Origin of the sequence: Streptomyces adustus (assembly GCF_009377175.1) — a bacterium.
Taxonomy (GTDB): domain Bacteria; phylum Actinomycetota; class Actinomycetes; order Streptomycetales; family Streptomycetaceae; genus Streptomyces; species Streptomyces adustus.
On the sequence record NZ_VJZD01000153.1, the window covers coordinates 1 to 23,399 of the forward strand.

At 69.1% G+C, this 23,399-nt stretch carries 23 protein-coding genes and 4 pseudogenes; 15 read left to right on the plus strand and 12 right to left on the minus strand.

What is annotated here, in order from left to right; all coding sequences use genetic code 11:
* Positions 1-128, minus strand: a 128-nt coding sequence (locus FNH09_RS29955) for a helix-turn-helix domain-containing protein (protein WP_162469318.1), incomplete at its 3' end; no start/stop codon positions are given.
* 18 nt (positions 129-146) lie between these two features.
* Between FNH09_RS29955 and tnpA (FNH09_RS29960) the strand changes: the two are divergent.
* Both tnpA (FNH09_RS29960) and FNH09_RS29965 read left to right on the plus strand, forming a co-directional pair.
* Positions 147-557: pseudogene (gene tnpA / locus FNH09_RS29960) on the plus strand (IS200/IS605 family transposase); the annotation flags it as partial.
* A 307-nt stretch (positions 558-864) separates the two neighbouring features.
* Positions 865-2,283 carry a hypothetical protein gene (locus FNH09_RS29965; RefSeq protein WP_152893044.1) on the plus strand — a complete coding sequence of 473 codons (1,419 nt, stop codon included), beginning with the start codon at positions 865-867 and terminating at the stop codon, positions 2,281-2,283.
* Here FNH09_RS29965 and FNH09_RS47800 read toward each other — a convergent pair.
* Both FNH09_RS47800 and FNH09_RS29975 read right to left on the minus strand, forming a co-directional pair.
* The gene (locus FNH09_RS47800) at positions 2,201-3,223 is read right to left on the minus strand and encodes a Tn3 family transposase (protein ID WP_202919776.1); all 1,023 of its coding nucleotides are present in this window, start codon (positions 3,221-3,223) and stop codon (positions 2,201-2,203) included. The genes FNH09_RS29965 and FNH09_RS47800 overlap by 83 nt on opposite strands.
* Positions 3,220-4,353: a PP2C family protein-serine/threonine phosphatase gene (locus tag FNH09_RS29975; protein WP_338017717.1), complete on the minus strand. Its 1,134-nt coding sequence runs from the start codon at positions 4,351-4,353 to the stop codon at positions 3,220-3,222. Before FNH09_RS29975 ends, FNH09_RS47800 begins: the two co-directional genes overlap by 4 nt.
* Before the next feature lie 131 nt (positions 4,354-4,484).
* Here FNH09_RS29975 and FNH09_RS29980 point away from each other — a divergent pair.
* Positions 4,485-4,973: pseudogene (locus FNH09_RS29980) on the plus strand (ATP-dependent DNA helicase); the annotation flags it as partial.
* Positions 4,974-5,383: 410 nt separating this feature from the next.
* Positions 5,384-6,424, plus strand: coding sequence for an SGNH/GDSL hydrolase family protein (locus FNH09_RS29985; RefSeq protein WP_152893046.1), 1,041 nt, complete (start codon positions 5,384-5,386; stop codon positions 6,422-6,424).
* Here the strand turns inward: FNH09_RS29985 and FNH09_RS50275 are convergent.
* On the minus strand, positions 6,328-7,035 hold the full coding sequence (locus FNH09_RS50275) for a transposase family protein (RefSeq protein WP_420802789.1): 708 nt from the start codon (positions 7,033-7,035) through the stop codon (positions 6,328-6,330). The two genes, FNH09_RS29985 and FNH09_RS50275, sit on opposite strands and share 97 nt — an antisense overlap.
* A gap of 221 nt (positions 7,036-7,256) precedes the next feature.
* Here FNH09_RS50275 and FNH09_RS29995 point away from each other — a divergent pair, with 221 nt between their 5' ends.
* Entirely contained in the window at positions 7,257-8,174 is a 918-nt protein-coding gene (locus FNH09_RS29995) for a class I SAM-dependent methyltransferase (protein WP_152893047.1), read from the plus strand.
* Between the two features lie 20 nt (positions 8,175-8,194).
* Positions 8,195-8,320 carry a hypothetical protein gene (locus FNH09_RS49610; protein ID WP_274390285.1) on the plus strand — a complete coding sequence of 42 codons (126 nt, stop codon included), beginning with the start codon at positions 8,195-8,197 and terminating at the stop codon, positions 8,318-8,320.
* Positions 8,321-8,672: 352 nt separating this feature from the next.
* On the opposite strand, the gene FNH09_RS48950 is transcribed toward FNH09_RS49610, so the two are convergent.
* The gene (locus FNH09_RS48950; protein ID WP_238427189.1) at positions 8,673-10,484 is read right to left on the minus strand and encodes a DUF4157 domain-containing protein; all 1,812 of its coding nucleotides are present in this window, start codon (positions 10,482-10,484) and stop codon (positions 8,673-8,675) included.
* A gap of 365 nt (positions 10,485-10,849) precedes the next feature.
* Positions 10,850-11,050, minus strand: a complete 201-nt coding sequence (locus FNH09_RS49915; protein ID WP_338017718.1) for an HNH endonuclease — start codon at positions 11,048-11,050, stop codon at positions 10,850-10,852.
* Between FNH09_RS49915 and FNH09_RS50280 the strand changes: the two genes are divergently transcribed.
* Positions 10,969-11,337, plus strand: a complete 369-nt coding sequence (locus FNH09_RS50280; RefSeq protein ID WP_162469319.1) for a transposase — start codon at positions 10,969-10,971, stop codon at positions 11,335-11,337. The two genes, FNH09_RS49915 and FNH09_RS50280, sit on opposite strands and share 82 nt — an antisense overlap.
* A gap of 341 nt (positions 11,338-11,678) precedes the next feature.
* Positions 11,679-11,810 carry a hypothetical protein gene (locus FNH09_RS49615; RefSeq protein ID WP_274390286.1) on the plus strand — a complete coding sequence of 44 codons (132 nt, stop codon included), beginning with the start codon at positions 11,679-11,681 and terminating at the stop codon, positions 11,808-11,810.
* A gap of 297 nt (positions 11,811-12,107) precedes the next feature.
* Here FNH09_RS49615 and FNH09_RS30020 read toward each other — a convergent pair whose 3' ends face one another.
* From FNH09_RS30020 to tnpA (FNH09_RS30035), 3 genes are all read right to left on the minus strand, one after another.
* On the minus strand, positions 12,108-12,785 hold the full coding sequence (locus FNH09_RS30020) for a GAP family protein (protein WP_152893049.1): 678 nt from the start codon (positions 12,783-12,785) through the stop codon (positions 12,108-12,110).
* A 621-nt stretch (positions 12,786-13,406) separates the two neighbouring features.
* Complete coding sequence (locus tag FNH09_RS30030) at positions 13,407-13,616, minus strand: hypothetical protein (RefSeq protein ID WP_152893051.1); 210 nt, start codon at positions 13,614-13,616, stop codon at positions 13,407-13,409.
* A 395-nt stretch (positions 13,617-14,011) separates the two neighbouring features.
* Complete coding sequence (gene tnpA / locus FNH09_RS30035) at positions 14,012-14,428, minus strand: IS200/IS605 family transposase (RefSeq protein ID WP_152893052.1); 417 nt, start codon at positions 14,426-14,428, stop codon at positions 14,012-14,014.
* A gap of 25 nt (positions 14,429-14,453) precedes the next feature.
* Here tnpA (FNH09_RS30035) and FNH09_RS30040 point away from each other — a divergent pair, with 25 nt between their 5' ends.
* Both FNH09_RS30040 and FNH09_RS30045 read left to right on the plus strand, forming a co-directional pair.
* Positions 14,454-15,725, plus strand: coding sequence for an RNA-guided endonuclease TnpB family protein (locus tag FNH09_RS30040; protein ID WP_162469315.1), 1,272 nt, complete (start codon positions 14,454-14,456; stop codon positions 15,723-15,725).
* On the plus strand, positions 15,704-16,159 hold the full coding sequence (locus FNH09_RS30045; protein WP_152893053.1) for a hypothetical protein: 456 nt from the start codon (positions 15,704-15,706) through the stop codon (positions 16,157-16,159). The genes FNH09_RS30040 and FNH09_RS30045 overlap by 22 nt, the downstream gene beginning before the upstream one ends.
* A gap of 70 nt (positions 16,160-16,229) precedes the next feature.
* Here the strand turns inward: FNH09_RS30045 and FNH09_RS50285 are convergent.
* Positions 16,230-16,858 (minus strand): annotated as a pseudogene (locus tag FNH09_RS50285) (hypothetical protein).
* 107 nt (positions 16,859-16,965) lie between these two features.
* Between FNH09_RS50285 and FNH09_RS30055 the strand changes: the two are divergent.
* The 4 genes and pseudogenes from FNH09_RS30055 to FNH09_RS30070 all read left to right on the plus strand — a co-directional run bounded on the left by FNH09_RS30055 (position 16,966) and on the right by FNH09_RS30070 (position 19,328).
* On the plus strand, positions 16,966-17,712 hold the full coding sequence (locus FNH09_RS30055) for a hypothetical protein (RefSeq protein WP_152893054.1): 747 nt from the start codon (positions 16,966-16,968) through the stop codon (positions 17,710-17,712).
* Positions 17,713-17,865: 153 nt separating this feature from the next.
* Positions 17,866-18,282: an alpha-hydroxy-acid oxidizing protein gene (locus FNH09_RS50290; RefSeq protein WP_162469316.1), complete on the plus strand. Its 417-nt coding sequence runs from the start codon at positions 17,866-17,868 to the stop codon at positions 18,280-18,282.
* A gap of 177 nt (positions 18,283-18,459) precedes the next feature.
* Positions 18,460-18,597 (plus strand): annotated as a pseudogene (locus FNH09_RS50295) (TetR/AcrR family transcriptional regulator); the annotation flags it as partial.
* Positions 18,598-18,857: 260 nt separating this feature from the next.
* Positions 18,858-19,328, plus strand: coding sequence for a protein kilB (locus FNH09_RS30070; protein ID WP_152893056.1), 471 nt, complete (start codon positions 18,858-18,860; stop codon positions 19,326-19,328).
* Between the two features lie 887 nt (positions 19,329-20,215).
* On the opposite strand, the gene FNH09_RS30075 is transcribed toward FNH09_RS30070, so the two are convergent.
* Both FNH09_RS30075 and FNH09_RS30080 read right to left on the minus strand, forming a co-directional pair.
* A complete protein-coding gene (locus FNH09_RS30075; RefSeq protein WP_238427190.1) occupies positions 20,216-20,962 on the minus strand; it encodes an ABC transporter ATP-binding protein in 747 nt (248 codons plus the stop codon).
* Positions 20,959-22,047, minus strand: coding sequence for an FtsX-like permease family protein (locus FNH09_RS30080; RefSeq protein WP_162469320.1), 1,089 nt, complete (start codon positions 22,045-22,047; stop codon positions 20,959-20,961). Before FNH09_RS30080 ends, FNH09_RS30075 begins: the two co-directional genes overlap by 4 nt.
* 172 nt (positions 22,048-22,219) lie before the next feature.
* Here FNH09_RS30080 and FNH09_RS30085 point away from each other — a divergent pair.
* The coding region (locus FNH09_RS30085) for a histidine kinase (protein WP_162469317.1) at positions 22,220-23,399 on the plus strand (1,180 nt) is incomplete at its 3' end.

Here is a 23,399-nt window from a genome sequence, read left to right on the forward strand (position 1 = left end):
GCCGCGTGCGCTTCCTTGCGATCACGCAGGCAGTCGTTCCACACCACCCGCGCGCACCCGAACGCCTGGGCCAGCGCACGGCGCTGGGTGGCATCCGGGTAGGCCCGGTAGTTGTAGCGAAGCTGCACACCCAAGACCCTACGACGATGAATCCCATTGGCGGGCAGAACGACTACAGACGTGGCAGGCACGTTGTTTCGGCGATGCACGTGCACTTGGTCCTCGTGACGAAGTACCGGCGCAGGGTGTTCAACGACGAGATACTGACACGCTGCGAAGAGATCATGCGCAAGGTCTGCGAGGACTTCGAAGCGGAGCTGAAGGAGTTCAACGGCGAACGCGATCACGTCCACCTCCTCGTGCACTACCCGCCCAAGGCCGCCGTCTCCAAGCTGGTCAACAGCCTCAAGGGCGTCTCCGCCCGCCGGATACGACAGGAGTTCACCGGCCGAATCAACCGCGCCATCATGCACGGGCACCTGAGGTCGCCCTCGTACTTCTCCGCATCGTGCGGGGGAGCACCGTTGGCGATCGTGCGCCAGTACATCGAGCAGCAAAACGTCCGCTCCAACGTGCACGTCAGAGCAGTCTTGAGATGCATTCATCCCCGGCGTGAACGCCGGGGCTTTCTGCAAGAGTCCCGGTAACCCATCCAGCACGCCTGCTCGGTATCACGAACGCCCCGAGCAGCCCCCCACGCTGATCCCTGCCCGGACACGGGACGTCCGGGCAGGGATCAGCCAGCACCATCCCGCCGCCGCGGGAAGGGCTGAGCCACGTGCCTTTTCCAGGCGGCGCCCCACTGATGCACGCACCCCCCCAGATCCGGGGTCACCCGGTCTTGCGTACTCAAAGGAGAGCCGCATGAACCACCCCAGCCGTCGCACCGTGATGTCCGCAGCATTGGGCATCACCGCCGCCACCGCACTGCCGGCCAGCCTGGCCTCCGCCAGCGCCGCCGCGGCCGTCACCGTCAACGCGAGTACATCCCTCGCCACCGTGCCCGCCACCCTCGTCGGCGCCAACACCGCGATCTACGACGGCCTGCTGACCAGCACCACCACCGCCGGCCTGCTGCACGCCGCAGGCGTCAAGTACCTGCGCTACCCCGGCGGCTCGCACTCCGACGTCTACCACTGGCAGACCCACACCGCCGAGAACGGCGCCTACATCGACCCGAACGCGGACTTCGACAACCTCATGACGATGGCCGACAGCGCCCAGGCCAAGCCGATCATCACCGTGAACTACGGCTCCGGCACCGCCCAGGAGGCCGCCGCATGGGTCGAGTACGCCAATGTCACCAAGGGCCACGGCATCACGTACTGGGAGATCGGCAACGAGGTCTTCGGCAACGGCCACTACGGCAGCTCCTACAACTGGGAGTACGACACGCACACCGACAAGAGCCCGGCCGCCTACGCCAACGCCTGCGTGGACTACATCGCGGCAATGAAGGCAGTCGACCCGTCGATCAAGGTCGGCGTGGTGCTGACCACCCCGACCTTCGCGCCCGACGGAATCGTCGGCTCGGGCGACTCGGGTGACTGGAACGACGTGGTGCTCGCGATCGTCAACACCAAGGCCGACTTCGTGGTCATCCACTGGTACCCGTACACCTCCTCGACCACCGAGGCCGAGATGCTGACCAAGCCCCGGAGTGGCGCGGACATTGTGACCAAGGTCCGTGCGGACCTGGACAAGTGGGGAGTCGCCTCGGCCGAGATCTTCTTCACCGAGCTCAACGGCGGACCGCCCCGTGACACCCAGCCCCAGGCGCTGTGGGCCGCCGACGCCTACCTGACTCTCGCCGAGGCCGGCGTCAAGAACGTCACCTGGTGGAACGTCCACAACGGCTCCGGCGGCACCTCCACCGACTCCACGGGCGCCACCGACTACGACGACGAGGGCTTGATCTCCTACGGCAGCAGTGGGGAACCCGCCGCCCAGACCCCCTTCCGCAGCTACTACGGCATCCAGATGCTCTCCCGCGTCTGCGCCGCGGGCGACACCCTCGTACAGGCGCCCTCCTCCCGCAGCACTCTCAGCGCCCACGCGGTCAAGCGCCAAAACGGCGGCCTGGACCTGCTGCTCATCAACAAGGACAGCGCCAACGCCTGCACCGTCTCCCTGTCCTACAGCGGCTACTCGCCCAAGAGCAGTACCCAGACGGACACTTACGGCCTCACTTCCAGCGCCATCACACACGCCACCTCCGGCAGCGCCAGCACCCAGACCGTGCCGCCCTACGGACTGCTCGCCGTGCACCTGACCGCCTCCTGACGGCGGCCCCCACCGTGCCGTGCGGGGCACACCACTGCCCCGCCGAGCCCCGCACGGCACCTTCGTCACCGCCTCCTGGACCCACACCGATGAAGGAGCTGACGGGCTCCTGGCGGCGCATGCACCACGGCCGTGTGCATAGGCCGACCGTGCGTACGGTGGCGGACATAGCAGGGCCTCCGGCCGCGCAGGCGGCCTGGCCGAGGCCGACGACGGTCCGGTCCGGATCGCACAGCGGGGTGAAAAGGTCTCCACCCGGTGCGGGGTGGTGAAGGCGACGGCTGGAAAGCGGCGTACGGCCGCGCAGGTCGGCGGGCGTGAGCAGGTCCGCCCACTCCGGTTCTCCGAGGATGTCCTGGAGCATCAGGGTGTTCACGTGGACCAGGGCCGATGGCAGGATCCGCAGGCACAGGACAAACATGTCCTGCTCGTCGCGCCGGCTCGAGGCGATCTCGCCGCCCTTGCCGTAGGCGATCACGGAGTTCGCACCGATGGAGGAATCCATCACGTTCAGGCACTCCTCGATCTCCCGCTGAAGGTCCCGAAGCCGCAGGTAACGGGCCACGAAGATGGTCCTCCGCGCCCGGCCGACCTCCAGCATCGCCGCGTGGGTGGGGTGGGAGGCGTTGCGAGTGGAGCGGCGCAGGATCGCCTCGGTAGACGCGGTCCGCGTCCGGATCGCGGTCGCATACTCGACCATCTGGTCGTACTGCTGACTGATGAGTTCCCAGCGGATCGGCCGGGTCAGCGCCGGAGTCGGGTGCGGGTAGGCGGATGAGGGCGGAGCCGGGCGGCGGCGCGGGCGTGGCCGTGGCGGGCGCTGGGCTGCGGGCTCGTGCCGCCTTTCACCGACGCCGTCGGGCGACGGGGTCGGTCCGGCCGGCCCCCGGTGCCTCTGCCGTGAGCGGGGTGTCCTGTGCGCGGCCGCCGGATTCCTCAGCGGTGCGGTGACCGTCGCAGCGTCAGTACCGCCACGTCGTCGTGCTGCTCGTCGTCTCCCGCGAACGCTCGTGCGTCGTCGTAGAGAGCGCGCGGCAGGTCGGTGGGGGAGGGCAGCGCGTGCTGGGCGAGGCGTTCGGTCAGGCGCTCGGTGAGGGGGTAGAAGGCGCCGTCGTCGGCGCGGGTCTCGGTGAGTCCGTCCGTGGTCAGCAGCAGTGTCGCGCCGGGCTGGAAGACGAACCAGTCGACGGTTGCGGGTTCGGTGGCGAGGTCGGCGAGTCCGAGGGGGACGCCGGACGTGAGGACCGGCGTCGTCACGCTGGCCTCCTGCAGCACCTGCGGCAGGACGTGGCCGCAGTTGACGGCCTGTGCCTCCGCGCCCGCATCGATGTTGAGGATGAGCGCGGTGACGAACCGTTCGTCGTCGCCGGTCTTCGCCGCGTAGGAGTTGTGCCGTACGACGGAGGCGTCCAGGGCGTCGACGAGGGCGGTGAGGGTGGGCTCGTGGTGGGCCGTGGCGCGAAAGGTACCGATGACGGCGAACGCGGCGCCGACCGCGGGGAGTCCTTTGCCCTGGACGTCACCGATGAGCACCCTGGTCCCCCAGGGTGATTCGACGACGTCGTAGATGTCGCCGCCGACCAGCCGGTCCTCCTGTACGGGCTCGTACAGACCGTTCACCAGGACGTCATCGGTGAGCATGGGCAAAGGGCGCAGGATGTGGCGCTGCATCGCGGCTGCGGTGGAGCGCAGTCGCAGCATCTCCTGCTCGCGGTTGATGCGGCGGTGGCAGGCGTAGACGGAGGCGGCGCCCAGGGCGAGGGTGAGCAGGATCATGAGGATCCTGTCGAGCAACGGCCGCCCCTCACTGTGCCGGACCAGCAGGGTCACGATGACCACGAGTTCGGTCCAGGCGAACACGAACTTGGTCTGGCGGACGGTGCACAGCGCCGATGCGGACCCCGGAAGGAACACGAGAAGGCCGAGAAGCCACACCGGGGATTGCGACACGACGTCCAGGATCGCCACCACCAGGGTCACCGAGGCGACGACGATCACCGCTTCGGCCGTGCTCGGTGGTTCGATGGCCTCGACCGGACGCGCTTTCTTCTTCGCATGCTTGCGGAGCACGAGACCTCCGGGACAGACGGAATATTCTGCCCCATACCGTAGGCAAGCTCGGCAGGAGGGTGGCCGCGCCCCGCCGGACGGCGGGCGCTGGTAACGGCAGGCGATCCGGGTCCGAACGCGGCGCAGTGGGCAGCCTGGTGGGCGGGCCGCCGGAGCGGACATTCGGGCACGTCGTTGTCGACGAGGCACTGACCGTCAGCTGCCGCACCACCCAGGAGATCCTGGCCACCACCCGCGACCTGCTCGCGCGGATCGCTCCTGGCCAGATGCCGAGCCGCTCCATCCGCCACGGCGAGCCTCCCCGCCGCCTCACCGCGCATCCGCACACACGCGCCGCCACCGTGGCAAGAGAGCTCCAGGCCCAGGCCGCGGCGCATCCGGGCGACCTGCTTGCCGTGATCTGCGCGGATGCCCGCCTCGATGACATGGCGTCGACCGACATCACACGGTGGGCGCGACTCGTGCCGGCATCCGAGGCCCGCGGCCTGGAGTTCGACGGGTGCATCGTCGTCGGCCCGCAGGGGATCACCGAGGCTCGGCCCAGCGGCGAACGTGACCTGTATGTCGCTCTCACACGTGCCACCAAGAGGCTCTGCCTGATCGCCTTCGACTCCGGGTGACCACAGGCCTCATGACGGGACATCCCAACGCCCCGCTGACGCCGGAAGGGCGTCGCCGGTCATGTGAGCGCGGTGAGTGCCGGGCGGCCGATCGCGCACGTCGCGGGCCGGGTGTTCTGCGAGGTGCCGGTCGTGGTGGACCGGGCGGTCGTCGACGGTCACGCTTCGGGGGCCGCGCGACGGTCGGACAGGCTCCGTCTCCTTCGGCTCGTGATCACATTCGAACCGGTGGGCGCCGTCCTTCCGGTAGGCAGCGCCCAGGCGAGAGGGGCCTCCGCGCTGAGGGTGGTCGAGAACCACAGGTGTGGTGCGCGCGCCTACTGGAAGATCGCATTCCGCATCTGAATGAATACGGAGCGTAATCAACCCTGTTCGCTCCGTCTCGGAGCCCCTGACGGAAGGGCACAGCCATGTCTTCGGCCGTGCGTAAGACGACGAAATCCCCGGCGGTACGGCGGCTGGCCGCTGCGGCCGCCGCGCTGGGCAGCAGCCTGGCGCTGGCCGGCCCGGCGGGAAGCGCCGGCGCGGCGCCCGCCGGCCCCGTACCGACCGTCTTCTTCGGCGACTCCTACACCGCCAACTTCGGCATCGCCCCCTTCCAGGAGGGCGACAGGACCTTCTGCTTCCAGGCGAAGGAGAACTATCCCACCGTCGCCACCCGGCGCCTCGCGGACAAGGGCATCACGCTCGACGTCCAGTCGGACGTCTCCTGCGGAGGCGCCCTCGCCCACCACTTCTGGCAAGAACAGGAGCTGCCGTTCATCGGTCAGAAGCTCCCGCCGCAGCAGGACGCGCTCAAGCAGGACACCCAGCTGGCCGTGGGAAGCATGGGCGGCAACACGCTGGGCTTCAACCGCATCCTGAAGCAGTGTTCCGACAAGCTCCGGACGGAAGGCGCTCTGCTGCCGGGAGAGCCGGTGGACGCGGACGAGCCGGCCGCCAAGTGCGGTGAGTTCTTCGAGACCGGTGACGGCAAGAAGTGGCTGGACAATCAGTTCGAGCAGGTCAGTGGGGACCTGGAGGAACTGCTCGACCGCATCGGCTACTTCGCCCCCGACGCCAAGCGCGTCCTGGTCGGCTACCCCCGGCTCGTGCCCGAGGACACCACCAAGTGCCTGACTGAGGCGCCCGGTCAGACGCAGCTGCCCTTCGCCGACATTCCCAAGGACGCCCTGCCGGTCCTGGACCAGATCCAGAAGCGACTGAACGACGTCATGAAGAAGGCCGCCGCCGACGCCGAAGGCGGCGCCGACTTCGTCGACCTCTACGCCCGCACCGGCAGCAACACAGCCTGCGACGGCGCCGACCGGGGCATCGGCGGCCTGCTGGAGGACTCCCAGGTCGAGCTCGGCGACTACAAACTCCCCTGGTACGCGCACCCCAATGGCAAGGGCCGCGACATCCAGGCCGAGCAGGTGGCCGACAAGGTCGAGGAGGTCCTGAACCGGTAAGGGGACGCGCAGCGCCGCCGGTCTGCGACCTGCACGATCGTCGGGTCGGCGTCAGTGACGGTCTGGGCGAAACCGGCAGCCCCGTCCCGACACACCACCCGGCTGCCAGGGTGTTCGCGCAGCCAGGCGGTGACCGTCGCGTTCTTGCGGTCCCGCAGGACCTCGGTCCGCTTGCCGGTCCCGGCGTCAGTCACCATGCCGGCGTAGGAGAGAAGACGAGCCCCGGCCGAACCCGCCAACGCCACGGCAGCGGCGGTGACCACCCGCCGCAGCGCCGGGGTGCGTCGTTGGTATCGCTCCGTCAGTTCCTCGACCTGCTCGACAAGCGTCGCCTTCGGGCAGTCCGGCCACTCGCAGTACAGGCGCCGCACCGATAAATCGATCACCACAGGGCGGCCGCCCACTGCCTTGTCCGCAACGTGCCGCGCATTCCGGGAGTGCACCCGGTCCGACACCTGCCCGCACCCCGGACACACCTTGGGCACCTCCCCACCTGCCGTGTGCCGTCGTCCCCGCGGCCGACCGGGGAGCCGGGTCCGGTGCGAGCCCTGCGTGTCTTGCGTGGGCCGTCGCCGGCCCGGTCCTTCGAGCCCTGCCCCCGTTGTCGGCACAGGACGCCGTGGACATGGCAGAGGACGGCCGCGGACGGAAGAGAAGGACGTTGAGGGGACTGGGTCATGCCACGGTCACCTGTCCCGTGCGGCGTGGGGAAGACTCATCCGGCCAGGGCGACGGGGCGCATGGGTGCACCGTGTGCAAGGCTTCTTGTCCTGCCCCGCCGGAGTCTGTTTCCGCCCTCACCGTCAAGTGGGGGTGTCCAGGGAGGAACCCGATGAGTGGGAGTGGGCGTGCAGCGAGCCGGACGGCGGTGCTGGTCTGCCAGGGGCGGGCAGCGGCGGACGGTAGAACCTCTGTAGGCCGGTTCGCGGATCCCTTGGCGATACGGCTGCTGCGGGACGCGGAACGTGTGCCCGTGGCGGAGGTGCGCGCGAACACCGCGCCGCAGGGCTGGCAGGCGCGCGTCGCGTTCGAGAGTGTGCGGGCATGTTCCGAGGTGGTCGTGCCGCGGACGGTGGCGATCGACGAGGCACTGCGCGCTCGCGTCACCGGCCAGCTCGTGGTCCTCGGCGCCGGTCTGGACACCCGCGCGTGGCGTCTGCCCGGGCTCGCGCAGACCGATGTGTGGGAGGTCGACCATCCAGCTTCCCAGCAGGACAAGCGTGCCCGTCTCGCGGAGGCCGTCGGCGTGCCGCGCAGCACGGACGAGAGCGGTCGGAGCGCCGTCCAGCTGCCGGTGGCCGCCCGTTGCGTACGCTTCACGCCGGTCGATTTCGCCGTCGACGATCTCGGTGCGGCGTTGGATGCCGCAGGACACGACCCGTCGAAACCGACGACGTGGCTGTGGGAGGGCGTCGTCCCCTACCTCGCGCGCAGCGAGGTACACGCCACGGTGGCCGCGCTGGCCGCCCGTACGGCCCCAGGCAGTGCCCTCGTCGTCAACTATCAGGCGCCGTCGGCGCGAGCGGCCATAGGACGGCTCCTGGCGCGTGTGCTCGGCAGTAGCGTGACGTCGGGCGAGCCGTGGCGTTCGCTGTGGACACCACAGCAGATGGCCGCGCTGCTGGCGGACAACGGGCTGCGGGTGGTGTCGGACGACGACCTGCTCACCCTTGCCCACACCCTCGACAGCCCGGCACTCGGGCGGACATCGCTGCGGTCCGGACGTGTCGCCGTCGCGGTCAGCCACTGACGTGCGGAAGTGCGGGCGGCGTGGCGGGTGACGCAGCGCTCGACTGCCTCGACGAGGTTGTGCCGGACGTGCGCGGGGAGCAACTGACCGAGAGCGGGCCGGACAGTGGCCTGAAGCTCAAGGTCTGCTCCCCGCGCCCGCGGTGATGGCCGCGCATGAGACTTACGACGGACGCGTCAGTGCCCCAGGCTTCGATGTGTGCGATGAGGTCCTGGGCGAGCCTGTGGGCGTGTGGTCCGTATGCGGCTGCTCCGAGTCGGTGGGACTGCTGGGGGTCGGTGTCGTCGCGGCGCGCGATCAGGCAGGCGAGGCTGTCTCCGTCGATGAGGACCGGGCTGCGGGCGGGGATGGCCGGGCGGGGGAGGAGTTCCTGGGCCGGGGTGTCGGGTGTGACCTGGAGGCGGCAGACGCGGTCGTCGGAGGCGGAGGCGGTCGCCACCGGGGTGTTTCGTGCCGGGGGCGGAGGCTGCCCGGCCCCTTGAAGGCTGCGCGTCGGGGTCACAGGTGCTGGAGGTCGCCGATCTGCCCCACCGCGGCGGAGGGATTGGTCAGGGCGTTCTGGTTGAGGCTGTGCTTGGCCGACCGCTGTTCGACGACGATGTAGTACTCGGTGCCCTGGACGGTGATGGGCAGCCGGTTGCTGGGGCGCGGGTGCACGTGGGCCACCTGTCCGACGCCGTGGGTGTTGCCCTGCGCCTGCGACCGCCGTGTGTCGCGGTTGACCTCCAGGAGTTGTCGGCCGGCGACGAGCCGCGCGACCAGGGCGTTGATCAGGTACGGACGGATATGGGGCGCGGGGGACGACGGTTGCTTGTGAGTGTTCAGCGACGCGAAGGTGGCTATGGCGGCGGCGCCCAGGGGAACCGCGTTCGTGTTGACCAGCCAGGCCAGAAGCATCTTGGCCTCGTCGTCGCTGATGACGGACATCACCACGTCCTGCGGGCTCGCCTTGAGCATCACATGGAAGTGGTGCTTGTCCGCGTCGTTGGTCTTCTGTCGGTCGAGCCGGTGGTTGATGTACATCCCCTCCTGGAAGAGGACGTGCGTGAGCAGTGAGGTGAGAGTGCTGCCGGAGGTGAGGGGGCCGGCGTTCGCGTGGTCGGTGTTCCAATGGGTGTCGATCAGGGCCTGGATGCCCGCGGCCTGCGTCCTGGCCTTGCGGAACATGGTGATCTCGTGGCCGGACTGGTTCTCGAAGAAGTTGGTGAAGTCGTCCTGGGGGTTCTGCTCGGAGGCGGTGCTGCCGAGCTTGGTGTAGGGCGTGGAGACGTTGGTCTGCGTGTTGGATCTGCTCGGGTTCGACGGCTCTGCCTGCGTCTCCGTGGCGCGGACCTTCCGCATGTTGCGGGTTCGCCCGTCGATGGTGATCCGGTAACGCTGCAGTTCCGGGGTGTTGAGGCGGTTGTTGTAGTCGGTGAGCAGCTTGAAGAGCTCGCCTGCGGGGGTGAGGGCGGTGACGAGCGCCGCGCGGGCGGCGATCAATGCCGGGCTCTTGTACTCCTCACGCGGGAGTGGTCCGTAGATGAGTTCGATCGTCGGGCTGCCCCGGTCCGTTCCCTCGGTCTCCAGCTTGATCACCGGCGGACCGGGTTCCGTCGTGGCGGTCGAGGCTCCGAGGAGCTCGCCGTTGCGCGTCCTGGGTGGGACCTTCAGCTGTACCCACGGCAGTTCGACTTCCAGGCCGGCGAGTTCGGCGTTGCCGAGGACCGCGGGTTGGGTGCGGGCTTGTGGGGTGAGCTGCTGGTAGCCGTTGATGTACTGCGTGACGTTCTGCGCGGTGAGGGTCGGGTCCGCCACGAACTGCTGGAATCGGGTCTGGGCGCCGGGTGCGGCCGGCGGGAAGTTGTTGATCATGATCTGTGGGTTGGCCTGACCGCGTTTGATCTCGAAGTAGGCCTGGAAGTCGGGGTCTCCGACGAGGCCGTGCGGGGCCAGCAGTTGATCGAACTGGGGCATCGTCATCCGCTGGATGGCGTGGCCATGGCCGCCGTGCGTGTCGGTGGTGTGGCTGTGGCCGGTCGGGGTGGGGCTGCTGCGCTGCTGGACGACGTGGGTCGACTCGTGGGCGAGGGTGTGCCGGTTTTCGCCGCCCGGGCCGACGGCCACGTGACTGCCGGAGCCGTGCTGGTGTCGGTCCTGAGACCAGAGGTGTCCGGACTGGTTGAGCAGCTGGACGACTGCCGCGTTGCCGGCGTTGCCCTGGAGGTCTAAGAGCGGGGGAAGCGGCGTCGCGTCACGGCCGGTCGGAGTGCGGGCCGATGACCGGCTGTTGTCCGCCTCGTTGTTCCTTGCGCTGTCGTTCGCGTGCATGATCTTCCTCTCATGTCATGTCCATCGGAACCGATGCCCCCGCAGTGGACACGGTGCCGACCCAGGGGATCACGTTCCAGTGAGAGGGCCGTGGATAGATCACGTGATGAGAAGTTAGGGCGTTCCGTAGTCCCTCACCTTGGAACGGCTCTCCTTGGCCCGATCTCGACCTTGTTTGGCGCTGCCGTCTCGGTGAATGCCTCATCTGCTATGTGAGAGCCCCCTGTCGTGATCTTCGCGACCTGCGGCGGAGTTTCCTGCCACCCGGGTGAGGTGTACGCATTCACTGATCGTTTCAAAATGAGGTTCGGAGCCTCCCGCCGAACCGGACATGACGGTTTCCCGGTCACCCGGCTCTCCAGTGACTACTGCGTGCCTGTTTTGGCAGGCCGTTCTGAATGGATGCGGTCATGGCAGGTGCCGCAGGCCACGACGGTTTTGCGACGCCGATGCAACATGACGCGCGCCCAGTCGGAGGGCTGCCATCCGCCATGCGCGAGGTCGGCGAGAGCGCAGACATGGTGAACTTGCACGTTGCCCTTGCTTCCGGCGTCCCGGCCGGCCACGCCGCCGCCCCGATTCGCTGCTTGGTGACAAGGGCTACGACTCCACCCCCCACCGCGAGGAGCTGCGCAGGCGCCGGATCCTGCCGGTCATCTCCCGCAAGGGCGCCCCGAACATCAAGGGCCTGGGCAAACTCCGCTACGTCGTCGAGCAGACCTTCGCCCTGCTCCACCGGTTCAAACGCCTCGCCGTCCGCTGGGAACGCCGAACCGAACTCCACGACGCCTTCGTCTCATTGGCCTGCGACCTCATCTGCTGGAGGCGACTTCCAAGGCCCAAGTACGGCTGACCGGTGCCAGGTCGGGCCGAAGCCCCAGCGGGCCGCTTCAGAGCGTTGGTACTCTCCGCATCCAGAGCGAGGCGGGGGAGATGACCGTGGGAGCAGAGCCGTCGAGTCCTCCGCGCCGCCGGTTCAGCGGAATCGGCTCTGGTGCCCTCATCGGCGGGATGGCCGCAGTGGTGACCATTGCTGCGATCGGGAGGGCATGGGCTGCTTGTGACATCGGCGTCAACGCAGCAGCCAACAGCATGACTCTGCTGTTTCTTGCGCCTCTCATATGGATCGCCGCTGCGGTTCCGTGGGTGATCCTGCACAGCACCCTCGGCAGACGCCATCACAGGACAGCCCTGATGGCAGGACTCATCTTCAACCTGTGGTTCACCTGGTTCCTTGTCACATGGCTCGGCATGCCGGACTCCTACCCCGCCCCGTTCTGCCCGGGCAACGTCCCACCCTGGTGGCCGAGCTTCATCCCGGCATGACTCCGGCATGACTTGTGAACGACCTTGGCACCGGCAGTGGCAACCTACTCAGCAGCGCCCTCGACCAGCCGCTTCACGCCAGCAAGATCGTGTTAAGAGCTCTCAGGGCACCAGTCCCGCATCAGCAGCAGGGTTGCGTGCGCGAGCTGGAGTACTGCCTGCAAGGATGTACGACGATCAGCGCAGGGAGCCGTTGAGCCGGGCGATCAGCTCTCTTCGGCCCTTCGGGCTGCGTCCGAAGGCACCTGGCATTTCAACGGCTGCTTCCCGGACTTCGACGGCGGTCGCGGGGAAGTCTCAGCGGCCCAGGCCGGACAGCCCGTCACCCAGGACGCTTGCGCCCAGAAGGAGCAGCACGATCACCGTGATCACGGTGCTGTTGGTGACCATGAACTGTCTGACGTCGTCCAAGAGCGTTGTGGCGCGCTGTCCTCCGGCGAGGTGGATGCCGACGGCTCCCAGCACGGTGCAGGAGGCGATGAGTACGAAGACGGCGACTGCCACGGCGAGGCCGACGTCGTGGGCGCCTGCCTCGACGATCGAGGCTGCGGCCGACGCCGTCAGGACGAGGTTCTTGGGGTTGGCGCCCGACAGCAGCGCCCCGAGGAGCAGCGCCCGTCCGGCCGTCGCGTCATCGAGCGAGGCCATCCAGCGTGGTGGCTCTGCCTGCTCACCGGCGCGCGGACGCTTCCACCACTTACGGACCCCCAAAACGATGAGAGCTCCGCCGGCCAGTACCCGTCCCCAGTCCGCGATCACCGACGATGTGCTGTCGGGGTCGTCGGCCCCGCCGAGGAGCACCGCGACGAGCGTCGCCGCGATCGCCAGGCCGGTGATCCACCCGGCGGCGAACAGCAGGCCGTTGCGGCGGCCCTGCGCGCCGGACAGGATCAGGACGATTCCAATCAGCGGGAAGGGACTGAGCGCGACCGCCAACGCGGCCGGCAGCATGGCCCCGATCGCCTGGCTGAGCATCCGGTTCCCTTCCCTGCGGTCGGAGCAAAGGGCCAACGCGCCCCTTTCAACGGCGGCACCGAGCTGCCGGGCGAAGAGCTCAGCCCCCGTGGACCACGACGTGACCACTACCTTTCACGGCTCCTGATGCTGCCCGAGCGGGACTCCTGGAACCTTCCGGACTCGCCGACGTCACCCGTCTGCGGAGCGGGCCGCCGCGTGAGCCCCCGTCGACCAGGGCTCTCGCAGTCGCTCGCTGAAGCCACCTGAAAGGGGCGCGAACACAGGCGTCCGTCAGCGGCTGTTCGCTCATCCGCTCAAGTACCAGCTCGGCCCGCACCTGGGCCAGCTGCCTGGCCAGCTGTTCTTCCCGTTCGTCCAGCTCCTTCTCCGCCGCCACCTCGGCCTGGAGCCGCCCCTTCGTGGTCTGCCGTCGAGGCCGGCTCATGTCGTGCTGCGACAGGGGAGCTGGGAGACGGAGTCCCGAAAAGGATGTGTGATGCGGTACCGCAACGGAGTACCGCAATCCCAGCAACCGCCAGTACCCCACCCGCCGCCACAACGCTTCCCGCAGCCTGTATGACCTCCAATGACCGATCTCCACAGAGCTACGGATCAGTTCCCGCACAGGCAAGGACATTTTCAGTAGACGATGACTCTCCAGCGCTCGACCCACAGCAGCCTGTCGCCTGTCGTGGCCCGCACCTGTACACGGTCGGCTTCCACCTGCCAGACGGTGCCGTAGAGCGTGGCGTCGGGGCGGTCCACCCTGACGACGTCGTAGACGTCCAGGTCATCCTCAACCGGCCGGGTCCACGCATGCGCACAGTGCTCACAGGCGTACTCGACCACAAAGCGTCCCGCAACACTGACTGGCCTACCAGGACGGACCGCTTCGACGAGGCATCGAGGGCACGGGTCGGCAGTGTGCGCGCCAATTGACCTGGACATCATCCGATCCTGCTGTACAGCAACGAAGTACAGCAACCTCAGCAACCGCCATCGCCCAACACCATCCTCCAGGACCTTCCCTGAGGCGAGCGATGGTGAAGAGTTGTGGGCGAGCTGAGTCCGACGACGGGCCGGGCTGGGCCGGAGCTTCGGGCGGTCTGCAGGATGTCCCCATGAGCATGCGCTACCAGGTCTATTCGCAGTGCACCGGGCTTCAGCCCGGTGGTGAAGCGAATCTGAGAACTGCTCTGACCTCGGCTGTGTGCACGGATCCGCACTGTTCACTTCAGCCCGGGTCAGAGCGGCCGGTTCTGCTGCTCGATGTACTGCTTCACGATGCTGAGAGGCGCGCCGCCGACCGAGCCGGCGAAGTACGAGCCGGACCAGAGGCGCTGTGCCCGCCAGTAGTGGCGGACGAGGTCGGGGAACTCCTGGCGGAGTCTGCGCGAGGACACGCCTTTGAGGGAGTTCACCAGTCTGGACACGGCGACCTTCGGCGGGAAGTGCACGAGCAGGTGGACGTGGTTGGCCTCGCCGTTGAACTCGACCAGCTCCGCCTGGAAGTCCTCGCACACGGCCCGCATGATCTCCTCACATCGAATCAGGTGCCGGTCGGTGAAGACGGAGTACCGGTATTTCGTCACGAAAACCAAGTGGACATGTATGCGGAAGACACAGTGGCGGCCGGTGCGAACGTTCTCATCGCTACCCATAAACCAACTGTGTAGCGTGATCCGTGTGCAGCTTCGGTACAGCTTCCGCCTGTACCCGAACACCGGTCAGCGCACGGCGTTGGCGAGGGCGTTCGGGTGCGCGCGGGTGGTCTACAACGACGCGCTCCGCGCTCGAGAGACCGCTCGCGGCGAAGGTATGCCGTTCCCGAAGACCGGGGACCTGTCGAAGCAGCTCATCACCGAGGCGAAGAACACGCCGGAGCGGGCATGGCTCGGCGAGGTGTCGGCGGTGATCCTCCAGCAGTCCCTGAGGGACCTGGACGCGGCGTACAAGAACTTCTTCGACGGCCTGAAGGGCAAACGCCCGCGCATGGGCGCTCCCCGGTACAAGTCGCGGAACGACACCCGGCAGGCCGTCCGGTTCACCGCGAACGCCCGCTGGTCCATCACGCCGGGCGGGAAGCTGCGTCTGCCGAAGATCGGTGACCTCAGGGTGAAGTGGTCGCGCACGCTGCCCTCGACGCCGTCCACGGTGACCGTGGTCAAGGACAGCGCGGGCCGGTACTTCGCGAGCTTCGTCGTGGAGACGGACGCCTGCGAGGTGCTGCCGCAGACGACGCCCGAGGTGGGCATCGACCTCGGGCTCGGACACTTCGCGGTCCTCTCCGACGGCCGGAAGATCGACAGCCCGCGCTTCCTGCGCCGGGCCGAGAAGCGCCTGAAGAAGGCACAGCGGGACCTGTCCCGCAAGGAGAAGGGCTCCAGCAACCGGAACAAGGCCCGGGTGAAGGTCGCTCGCGCGCATGCGCGGGTCTCCGACGCACGCCGCGAGTTTCACCACCAGCTCTCGACGAGGATCATCCGCGAGAACCAAGCGGTTGCCGTCGAGGACCTGGCGGTGAAGGGACTCGCCCGCACGCGCCTGGCCAAGTCCGTGCACGACACCGGATGGTCCGCGTTCGTGAGCATGCTGGAGTACAAGGCCGCCCGGTACGGGCGCACCTTCGTGAAGATCGGCCGGTTCGAGCCGACCTCACAGGTGTGCTCCGCATGCGGCGTCAAGGACGGACCCAAGCCCCTGCACGTCCGCGTATGGACGTGCTCGGCATGCGGGACTGTCCTGGACCGGGACGCCAACGCGGCGGTCAACGTCGCCAGGGCCGCCGGACTGGCGGTGACAGCCTGTGGAGCGCAGGTAAGACGGGCACCCGTGCCCGCACAGCGCGGCGAAGCAGGAACCCACCCGAAGCCCTCACCCGTCCGGTGGGAGCAGGCGGGAATCCCCGGCCTTCAGGCCAGGGAGGATGTCAAGAGATGGTCTTCACCTGTTTCCTGAAGGACGACACACCTGAGTCGGTTCTGGACACCCTCCGCTGGCACATGGGCCTGCGCGCCGACCCGCCCGGATCTGTCGGAACTGATGAGTACCCGCATCCCCTGCTGACTCCGAATTCGGACAGCAACACTCATCTGGCCGGTGGTGAGTTCGCGCGCCTGGTGCACCAGTCCCGGGGCTCTCGTGATGTCTGGGGATTCTTCGTCCGCGTCCTCTGGACGGACGACATTTTGGAGGAGGCTGTATCGATCCTCGAACTGCTGGCTCCGTACGTGGACGAGCCGGGCTACGGCGGCTACTTCCGCGAGGAGGCCGACGCCTGGCCCTCCGTCTACATGTTTCGCGAAGGAACGTACGACGTGACCGGGCCCATGTCGGACTTCCGACGGGACTTCGATGCCAGCGCTGGTGGTCGGCGCCCCGCTGAGTTCTGAACTGCATCAGCACGCAGGTGCCGCAGCACGGCGGACGTGCTCGTCCCGGTTCTGCATGATGTCGGGAGGTTCAGGCGGCCGCTTCTTCACCCTCGACCGGGACGCCGTTGGGGAACCTGGCGCCCGCACGGACGAGAGAGACGAGGTGGGCGCCGGTGATCGCGCGACAGCGGGCCTGGGCGGACTCGGCGAGCTTGAACACCGTGGCCAGGGCTGTCGCCGGACTGCCGGTGTCGCGGGTGACCTTGGTGCGGAGCTTGACCGTGGAGAACGTCGCCCCGATCGGGTCCGTGGTCCGTAGGTGGACCCAGTGTTCGGCCGGGAAGTCGTAGAACGCGAGCATCGCCGCTTCCGGCTGTGTGGACTTCGGCAGACAGTTCGTTCCGGCACCACGGCGCAAGAGTCTTCGAGAAGAACCGTTTGCGGTCACCGGAGGCCTCGTCTACACGACGATGATTCAGCCGTGATGCTTTCACCTCGACCGGACCGGCCGCGGTGACCACGGACCGGGTCCGGTGGTGGCCGTTGCGGACCACCAGGCGCCGGGCCGTATTCGTCGATCTCTGCCGTCAACTCGGCTGTGTACTCGCTGACTTCCGCCTCCAGCGCGGCAGCGAGCATCCGGCGCGTGCCTTCCCGCACGATCTGCGGAGCGCTGGCGAGTGTCTGAGGACCACGTTGCCTGGATACGGAAAGGATCAGTGACCGCCGACTGCCGGTCGAGCTCCTTACGTTCTTGATCGCGACCGCAAGAGACTGGTGTCCTTGTCGCTGAGGAACGGCGGGGGAGACGAATGATGACCACGATGAGAATCCGCACTGCCGGTGGGGCGGACGGAGCGCCGCCATCGGGGGTCGGCCGCAACCGGCTGGTGGGTGCGACGCTGATTGTTCTGTCCCTGGCCGCCGCACTGGCCTGCTATTTCGTCTTCACCGCCTGGCTGCCCACCGATCGCACCCTGTACCGGGAGTACAAGGCAGCCGAGGCGTGCCCCGCCCGCACGGTGGTACCGAGGTCGGAGGACTGCCTACGGAAGGTCACCTTCGCCGTCGAGAGCACCCGCGATGCCCGTAAGCACAAAACGGCGATCCTGCTCGGTCCGGATCCCTTCCCGAGGATGGTCGTACCGTTCGGCGACTCGGGGCCGGTGCTGAGCGGGCTTCACCAAGGGGACCGCGTCACCGGTACCGTGTGGCGTGGCGTCGTCGTGGTGATCGCCGAGGGGGACGCCCAGCAGAATTCCTCCGACGCGCCTCGCGACGAACCTCAGATGACAGCCGCCGTCGGCACGTTCGCAGGGCTGCTGGCGGCGTTGGCGCTGATGTTCGGTGCGATGCATCTGGCCAGGCCGCGCGACCCCGGACTCTTCACCTGGCGCCCGTACGGCAAGTGGCTGCTCATCGTCACGGGCGCCACCTGCGCCGTCGTGGGTCTTTCCCTCGTGTGGACGGGCCTCCCGTGGTTCCTCGTGCCCACAGTCTGCGGGGCGGTCGTCACAGGTACGGCGTGGTTCCTCTACCGAGACCTGCGGTTCGGGCGGGCCGACCGGTAGAACGGGCATGACATTGCGAACCTTCCTGCGCCGCCGTTGGCGTATGCAGAGCGTCGCGGGGTGAACCTGGGGTCGGTGAGTGGTCGATCCTTAGTCATGCGGTTCTGACCTGGGCTTTTGCATCTGTCCTTCGTCAAGGTAGGGCTTGGGGCCGTGCTCGACGCACCGGTCCTGCTGGCTCCCACGGCCGCTCCCGGGCTGTTCCACGCCGACGGGGAGATCGCCACGGTGCGGGGTCCGGCCGACTCCGACGCGTTGCTGACGCTGAGCACCTTCTCGTCCTGGACCACCGAAGAGGTGGGCTCGGCGGCGCGCGGACCGTCGTGGTTCCGGCTCCACGTACACGGGGACCGCGGCCTCACCGCAGACCTGGTGCGGCGCGCCCGCTCGGCGAGGACCGGGGCCTGTGTGTGGTCACGGTCGGCACCCTTGTCACCGCATGGCGCGAGCGGGACCCGCGGAACGGCTGGGCGCTGCCCTCTCACGGGCGACCCGCCAACCTCGCGGATGCTCCCACGCACGCGGCCGCCGGCCGCGGCATCCACGGTCCGCGCAGCCATCCCGCAGTGACCTGGCACGATTTGGACGTGCTGCCCTCGGTTGTCGCGCGGGTGGACGGCCGGGTTCCCGTTGTCCTGGACGGGGGGATCTGTCGGTGGTGCAGACCTCCGCGGACCCTCTCGCCGACCTCTACGCGCTGGCCGTCGCCTACCGTCGTGGGGGCGCGGACACAGCCACCTGTGTACGGTGCTGATCGGTGGTGTGCAGTCCTTCGACCCTTCGGGGGAGGCCGGGGCCAGTGACCCGATCCGTCCGCTCCTCGCGGCGATCGATCGCGCCTTGACGACGTCCGTCCTCGCCGGCGATGCGACGTCGATCGCCCTGTCGATCTGGGCCGCCCCGCACGGGCTGGTGACTCTCGAACTGGCCGGGGCCATCGGCAACCGGCCCTGCCGGGAGGACGTCTCATCAAGGGCACCGGCAGTCGACCAGGGGCACGTCTGCCAGGTGCTCTGTCCGGCGGGTGTTCTCACCCGACGTCGTCCGTCTCGGTGTCGTACTCGGGTACGTACGCCGGATGACCGTAACGAGGGTGCGGCTGTCGCGCAGCCGCGTCACTACCGCTGTCCGAGGAGGACTTCGCGATGTGGTCCAGCGTCATTGCCGTCGTCGGCACCTTGCTCGGGGGCGTGCTCACCGGGGTGTTGCAGATCAAGAGCGCGCGGATCGCCCAGAGCGCCGCCCGTGCCGAGCAGAGGGAAGAGGCGCTGCGCAGGGCATTGGGTGAACTGGTGGCCGCCCTGGGCGACCATCGGCGGGCTCTGTGGCATCGCGAAGTGCTGCGCCTGGACGGCCTGGACGGCCTGGACGGCGTGGGCGAGGAGGGCGTCGAGGCAGCCCGCACGGCCTCGCGCGCCACTCGCTCGGCCGTGACCGGCCCGCTGGTCGCGGTATCCGTCCTCGAACAGTCCCTGGCCGAGCCGGCTCGGCAGGCGGCCCTGGCCGCGTTCGGCCTGCGCGACGCCGCCGACCACTCCGACCTTGCCTCCCGCCGTGAGGCTGCCATCACAGCGACGGACGAGCTGGTCGCGGCTGCCGCCCGGGCGATGTCCTGACCTCCAGGACGCCGTGAACGGCGCTGCGGGTCGATACACCGGACGGGGCCACCTACCCGACCGTGAGCATGGACGGCGCGATCACATCGACCGCGGTGCTCACTCTCGTCGCAGCGGTGTCACCCCCCTCGCCGGAGGGCCCGCCCGGTTTGTACGGGAGGCTTCCGGCCCGGTGAGGACATCCTGCGTGGTCCCGGCCAGCTGGACTGCGGCACCTGCGCCGGAGCTCGTCACCGTGCACCGCGTGGGTGTGGTCGGTGCCGGTCGGGGGACCGCCGTGGAGGAGCCGTGCCGCGGGGCCCCTCGGCTGCGCCGGTGTCCCCGGGGCGGCGCGCCGGCCGTCATCCGGTGGGGGAATCCGGCGGGGCTCCGCCTGCGTCCGGATCGGTTTCCGGTGGGATGGGCGCGCGTCTGCGGGTGTACGCGTCACAGCAGCGCAGACGTACCGGCTCGGGCAGGGGCGGCAGCGCAGACGTACCGGCTCGGGCAGGGGTGGCAGCGCCGGCACCTCTTCGTCGGAGATCATCGCGGTGAGCCGTTCGAAGGCCGACAGGAGCGAGGCGGCAAGCCTGCTTCGAGACCGAGGACCACAAGCCCGAACAGGCCAGGACTCACCGGCTGGTGGGCACGGTCCCGGCGTTGTTGGTCGTCGACGATGTCGGGGCTCGTCCGAGGTCCTTGTGTCACTGGCGGACGCTGCCCGGGCTGCGACCTGTCGGTGACCGACGTCGACCGGTGCCCTTCGGTGCAGGTTCGGCCCCTGAGCCTGGGCGGGCTCTGCGAAGACGCGGCACCGGACCTGCTCGCGCGCGAGCTACGGCGTATGCCTGAGGACGTCCAGTGTGTCGCGGCCCGCGACCTGATCGCCACGGTCGGCGGACACCCGCTCACGTGGTGCCGCCGGGCCCGATCGACGTGTTCGAGATCTGGCGGTGGCCCAAGTGCGCGGGTTCTGGCGTTACGGCCGGCAGGCGCAGTCGTCCGTCGTGCACTTCGGCGATCCGGTCGACAGCGGTGAGGTGGGCGCGGTCGTGTGTGACCAGGATGGTGGCGGCGGCCTGCTGGTGGGTGAGGCGGGTGATCAGGTCGATGACGGCGGCACCTCGTTCGTGGTCGAGGGCGCTGGTGGGTTCGTCGACCAGGAGGACGGCGGGGTCGTTCATCAGGGCGCGGGCGATGTTGACGCGCTGGCGCTGGCCGCCGGAGAGCTGATGGGGCCGCCGCGCGGCCTGGTCGGCCAGGCCGACGGCGTCGAGGAGTTCCATCGCCCGGGCGTGGGCCGTACGGGGTCTGCGACCGTCGATCCGGGCCATGACCTGGAGTTGTTCGGCGGCGGTGAGTGAGGGCAGCAGGTTGGGCTGCTGGAAGACGATGCCGATCTTGTGGCGGCGCAGCTCGGTGAGTTCACCGCGGGTCAGACCGGTGGTGCTCCGGCCGTCGATGGTGACGGTGCCGGTGTCGGGGGTGGTCAGGGTGGCGGCGACCGCGAGAAGGCTGGACTTGCCGGAACCGGAGGGGCCCACCACGGCGGTCAGGCTGCCCTGGGGCACATCGAGCGTGACCTGGTCGAGGGCGGTCAGGCGGGTGTCGCCGTCGGGGTAGGTGAGGGTGATGTCGGTCAGGTTCAGGCTCATCGGGCGCTCCCCAGGGCGGTCAGCGGATCGACGGAGGTGATGCGGCGGATGGACAGGGCGGCGCCGAGCGCGCCGAGGAGGGTGATCACGGCGGCCGGGACCAGGACGGTGGCGGGGGTGAGGAGGAAGGGCACGGCGCTGCCGGACACCAGGGCGCCGACGGCGGTGGCGATGCCCGTGCCGACCAGGGTGCCGCCGGTGAGCAGGACGACGGCCTGTCCGAGGGCGTCCTTGAGGAGGTCGGCGGTGGAGGCACCCAGGGCCTTGAGCACGGCGACATCGCCGCTGCGCTGGATGGTCCATACGGTGAAGAAGGCCCCGATGACGAGGGCGGAGATGGCGAAGAGGAAACCGCGCATCAGTTGCAGGGAGCCGTTCTCGGAGGTGTAGGAGCCGATCGCGGACAGCGACGCCTCGATGGAGACCGTCCTGGTGCCGGCCCGACGGTCGATGGCGACCACGTCGGCCTCGGAAGTGGTGCTCAGGGCGATGACGGTGGCGGTCGGACCCGTCGTGCTGCCGGCGGGCGGCGCGGTCTTCTGCCAGGTGTCCCGGCTGGTCCAGACGACCGGGGTGTGACTGAAGTGGGCGTCGCCCTTGACGGAGGCCACCTTCAGCCGCCGGCCTGCCAGCGTGAGGGAGTCGCCCGCCCGCACACCGAGGCCGTCGGCGGCCGCTGTGGACAGCACCACCGCGCTGTCACCGATCTTGCCGCTGTCCGGGGCGAGGCGGGAGCCGGGCTCGACGCCGAAGACCGAGACACCGGTGCTCCTGTTCCCGGCGGTGGCCTTGGTCGTGGTGATCCCCAGCGGCTCGGCGCTTTCGACGCCGGGCGCCTTGGACCACTGCTGCCACTGGCGCCGGGTCACGGTGGAGTCGGCGTACGACAGGTCCTGCCCGCCGGTGGGCGCCTGGAAGGCGATCTTGTCGGCGGGCAGCCCCGTGATGGCGGAGATGTTCTGCCGGCCCAATCCGGCGGTCAGTCCGGACAGCAGTCCGACCAACAGGGTGATCAGCACGATGACGGTCCCCATCAGGGCGAAGCGCCCCTTGGCGAACTTCAGGTCTCTCCAGGCGAGAAACACGGCGTTGGCCTGTCCTTTCCAGCGGCGGAAGCGGTACGACTCCACCGTCGCGGCCACCCTCCTGTCCGCGCGTCTGGCGCAGGACCGCACTTGGCGGGCCGAAAGACGCCACACAGGTTCCAACTTTCGATAGAGGCCCCGCGGCGCCGGTCTCCGTAACCTGGGACGCACTGTGAACACCGCTGCCCCCGCCCTGACCCCGACCACCCGGGCCCTGGCCTGGTGCCTGCACCTGCTGGTCATCGGCCTGCTCGCGCTGACCGCCGGCCGGGCCGTGGCCGACAGCCGGCCCCACGCCGCAACGATCGTCGCCGCATCGGCCGCGTGCGCTCTGGTCTACGCGGTCGGGCCCGTGCTGCCGGGCGTACGCCGCTCACGGCGGGCCGCCGCGCTGTGGCTGGCCGCCGTGGGTGTCTGCTGGCTGGTGCTGCTCGTCCTGTCCCCCGACGCCGTATGGGTGGCCTTCCCGCTGTACTTCCTCCAGCTGCATCTGTTGCCCCGCCGCGCCGGACTGGTGGCGGTGGCCGCCACCGCCGCATCCGCCGTCGCGGGCTTCGCCGCCCACCAGCACTCCTTCAGCCCCGCCATGGCCATCGGCCCCGCACTCGGCGCCGCCGTGGCGATCGCGGTGGTATGGGGGTATCAGGCCCTGTACCGCGAGAGCGAGCACCGCCGCAGACTGATCGAGGAACTCACCGCCACCCGCGCCGACCTCGCCGCCGCCCAGCACACCGCCGGTGTGCTGGCCGAACGCGACCGCCTGGCCCGCGAGATCCACGACACGCTCGCCCAGGGCCTCTCCAGCATCCAACTGCTGCTGCGCGCCGCCGAACGGGCACTGCCCCAGGCACCGCAGAACGCGGCCCGCTACGTCGACCAGGCACGGCAGGCCGCCGTCGACAACCTTGCCGAAGCCCGCCGATTCGTTGCCGCGCTCACCCCGCCCACGTTGGAAGGCACCACCCTGGCCGACGCCCTGGAACGCCTGTGCACCACCGCGTCCGCCCGGCACCGGCTCACCGCACGCTTCCACCTCACCGGCGACCCCGCCCCGCTTACGACCGCGCACGAGGTCGCGCTGCTGCGCATCGCCCAGTCCGCCCTGGCCAATACGGTTCGCCACGCCGAGGCCACCACCGCCGACGTCACCCTCGGCTACCTCGGTGACCGCGTCGCCCTGGACGTCGTCGACGACGGGCGCGGCTTTGAACCCGCCCGCCTGCCCGCCCCCGACCCCGAGGCCGGCGGGTTCGGGCTGGCCGGCATGCGCGCCCGCGCCCACGCGCTCGGCGGCACCCTCACCATCGAGTCCGCCCCCGGCCGCGGTACCGCTCTGGCGGCCCGGCTGCCCC

Excerpts from the sequence above, each read along its gene's own strand:
- FNH09_RS29965 (WP_152893044.1), top strand. The coding sequence starts at position 865 with ATGAACCACCCCAGCCGTCGCACCGTGATGTCCGCAGCATTGGGCATC.
- FNH09_RS29985 (WP_152893046.1), top strand. The coding sequence starts at position 5,384 with ATGTCTTCGGCCGTGCGTAAGACGACGAAATCCCCGGCGGTACGGCGG.
- FNH09_RS29995 (WP_152893047.1), top strand. The coding sequence starts at position 7,257 with ATGAGTGGGAGTGGGCGTGCAGCGAGCCGGACGGCGGTGCTGGTCTGC.
- FNH09_RS48950 (WP_238427189.1), bottom strand. The coding sequence starts at position 10,484 with ATGCACGCGAACGACAGCGCAAGGAACAACGAGGCGGACAACAGCCGG.
- FNH09_RS49615 (WP_274390286.1), top strand. The coding sequence starts at position 11,679 with ATGGCAGGACTCATCTTCAACCTGTGGTTCACCTGGTTCCTTGTCACA.
- FNH09_RS30020 (WP_152893049.1), bottom strand. The coding sequence starts at position 12,785 with ATGCTCAGCCAGGCGATCGGGGCCATGCTGCCGGCCGCGTTGGCGGTC.
- tnpA (WP_152893052.1), bottom strand. The coding sequence starts at position 14,428 with ATGGGTAGCGATGAGAACGTTCGCACCGGCCGCCACTGTGTCTTCCGC.
- FNH09_RS30045 (WP_152893053.1), top strand. The coding sequence starts at position 15,704 with ATGGTCTTCACCTGTTTCCTGAAGGACGACACACCTGAGTCGGTTCTG.
- FNH09_RS30055 (WP_152893054.1), top strand. The coding sequence starts at position 16,966 with ATGAGAATCCGCACTGCCGGTGGGGCGGACGGAGCGCCGCCATCGGGG.
- FNH09_RS30070 (WP_152893056.1), top strand. The coding sequence starts at position 18,858 with ATGTGGTCCAGCGTCATTGCCGTCGTCGGCACCTTGCTCGGGGGCGTG.
- FNH09_RS30075 (WP_238427190.1), bottom strand. The coding sequence starts at position 20,962 with ATGAGCCTGAACCTGACCGACATCACCCTCACCTACCCCGACGGCGAC.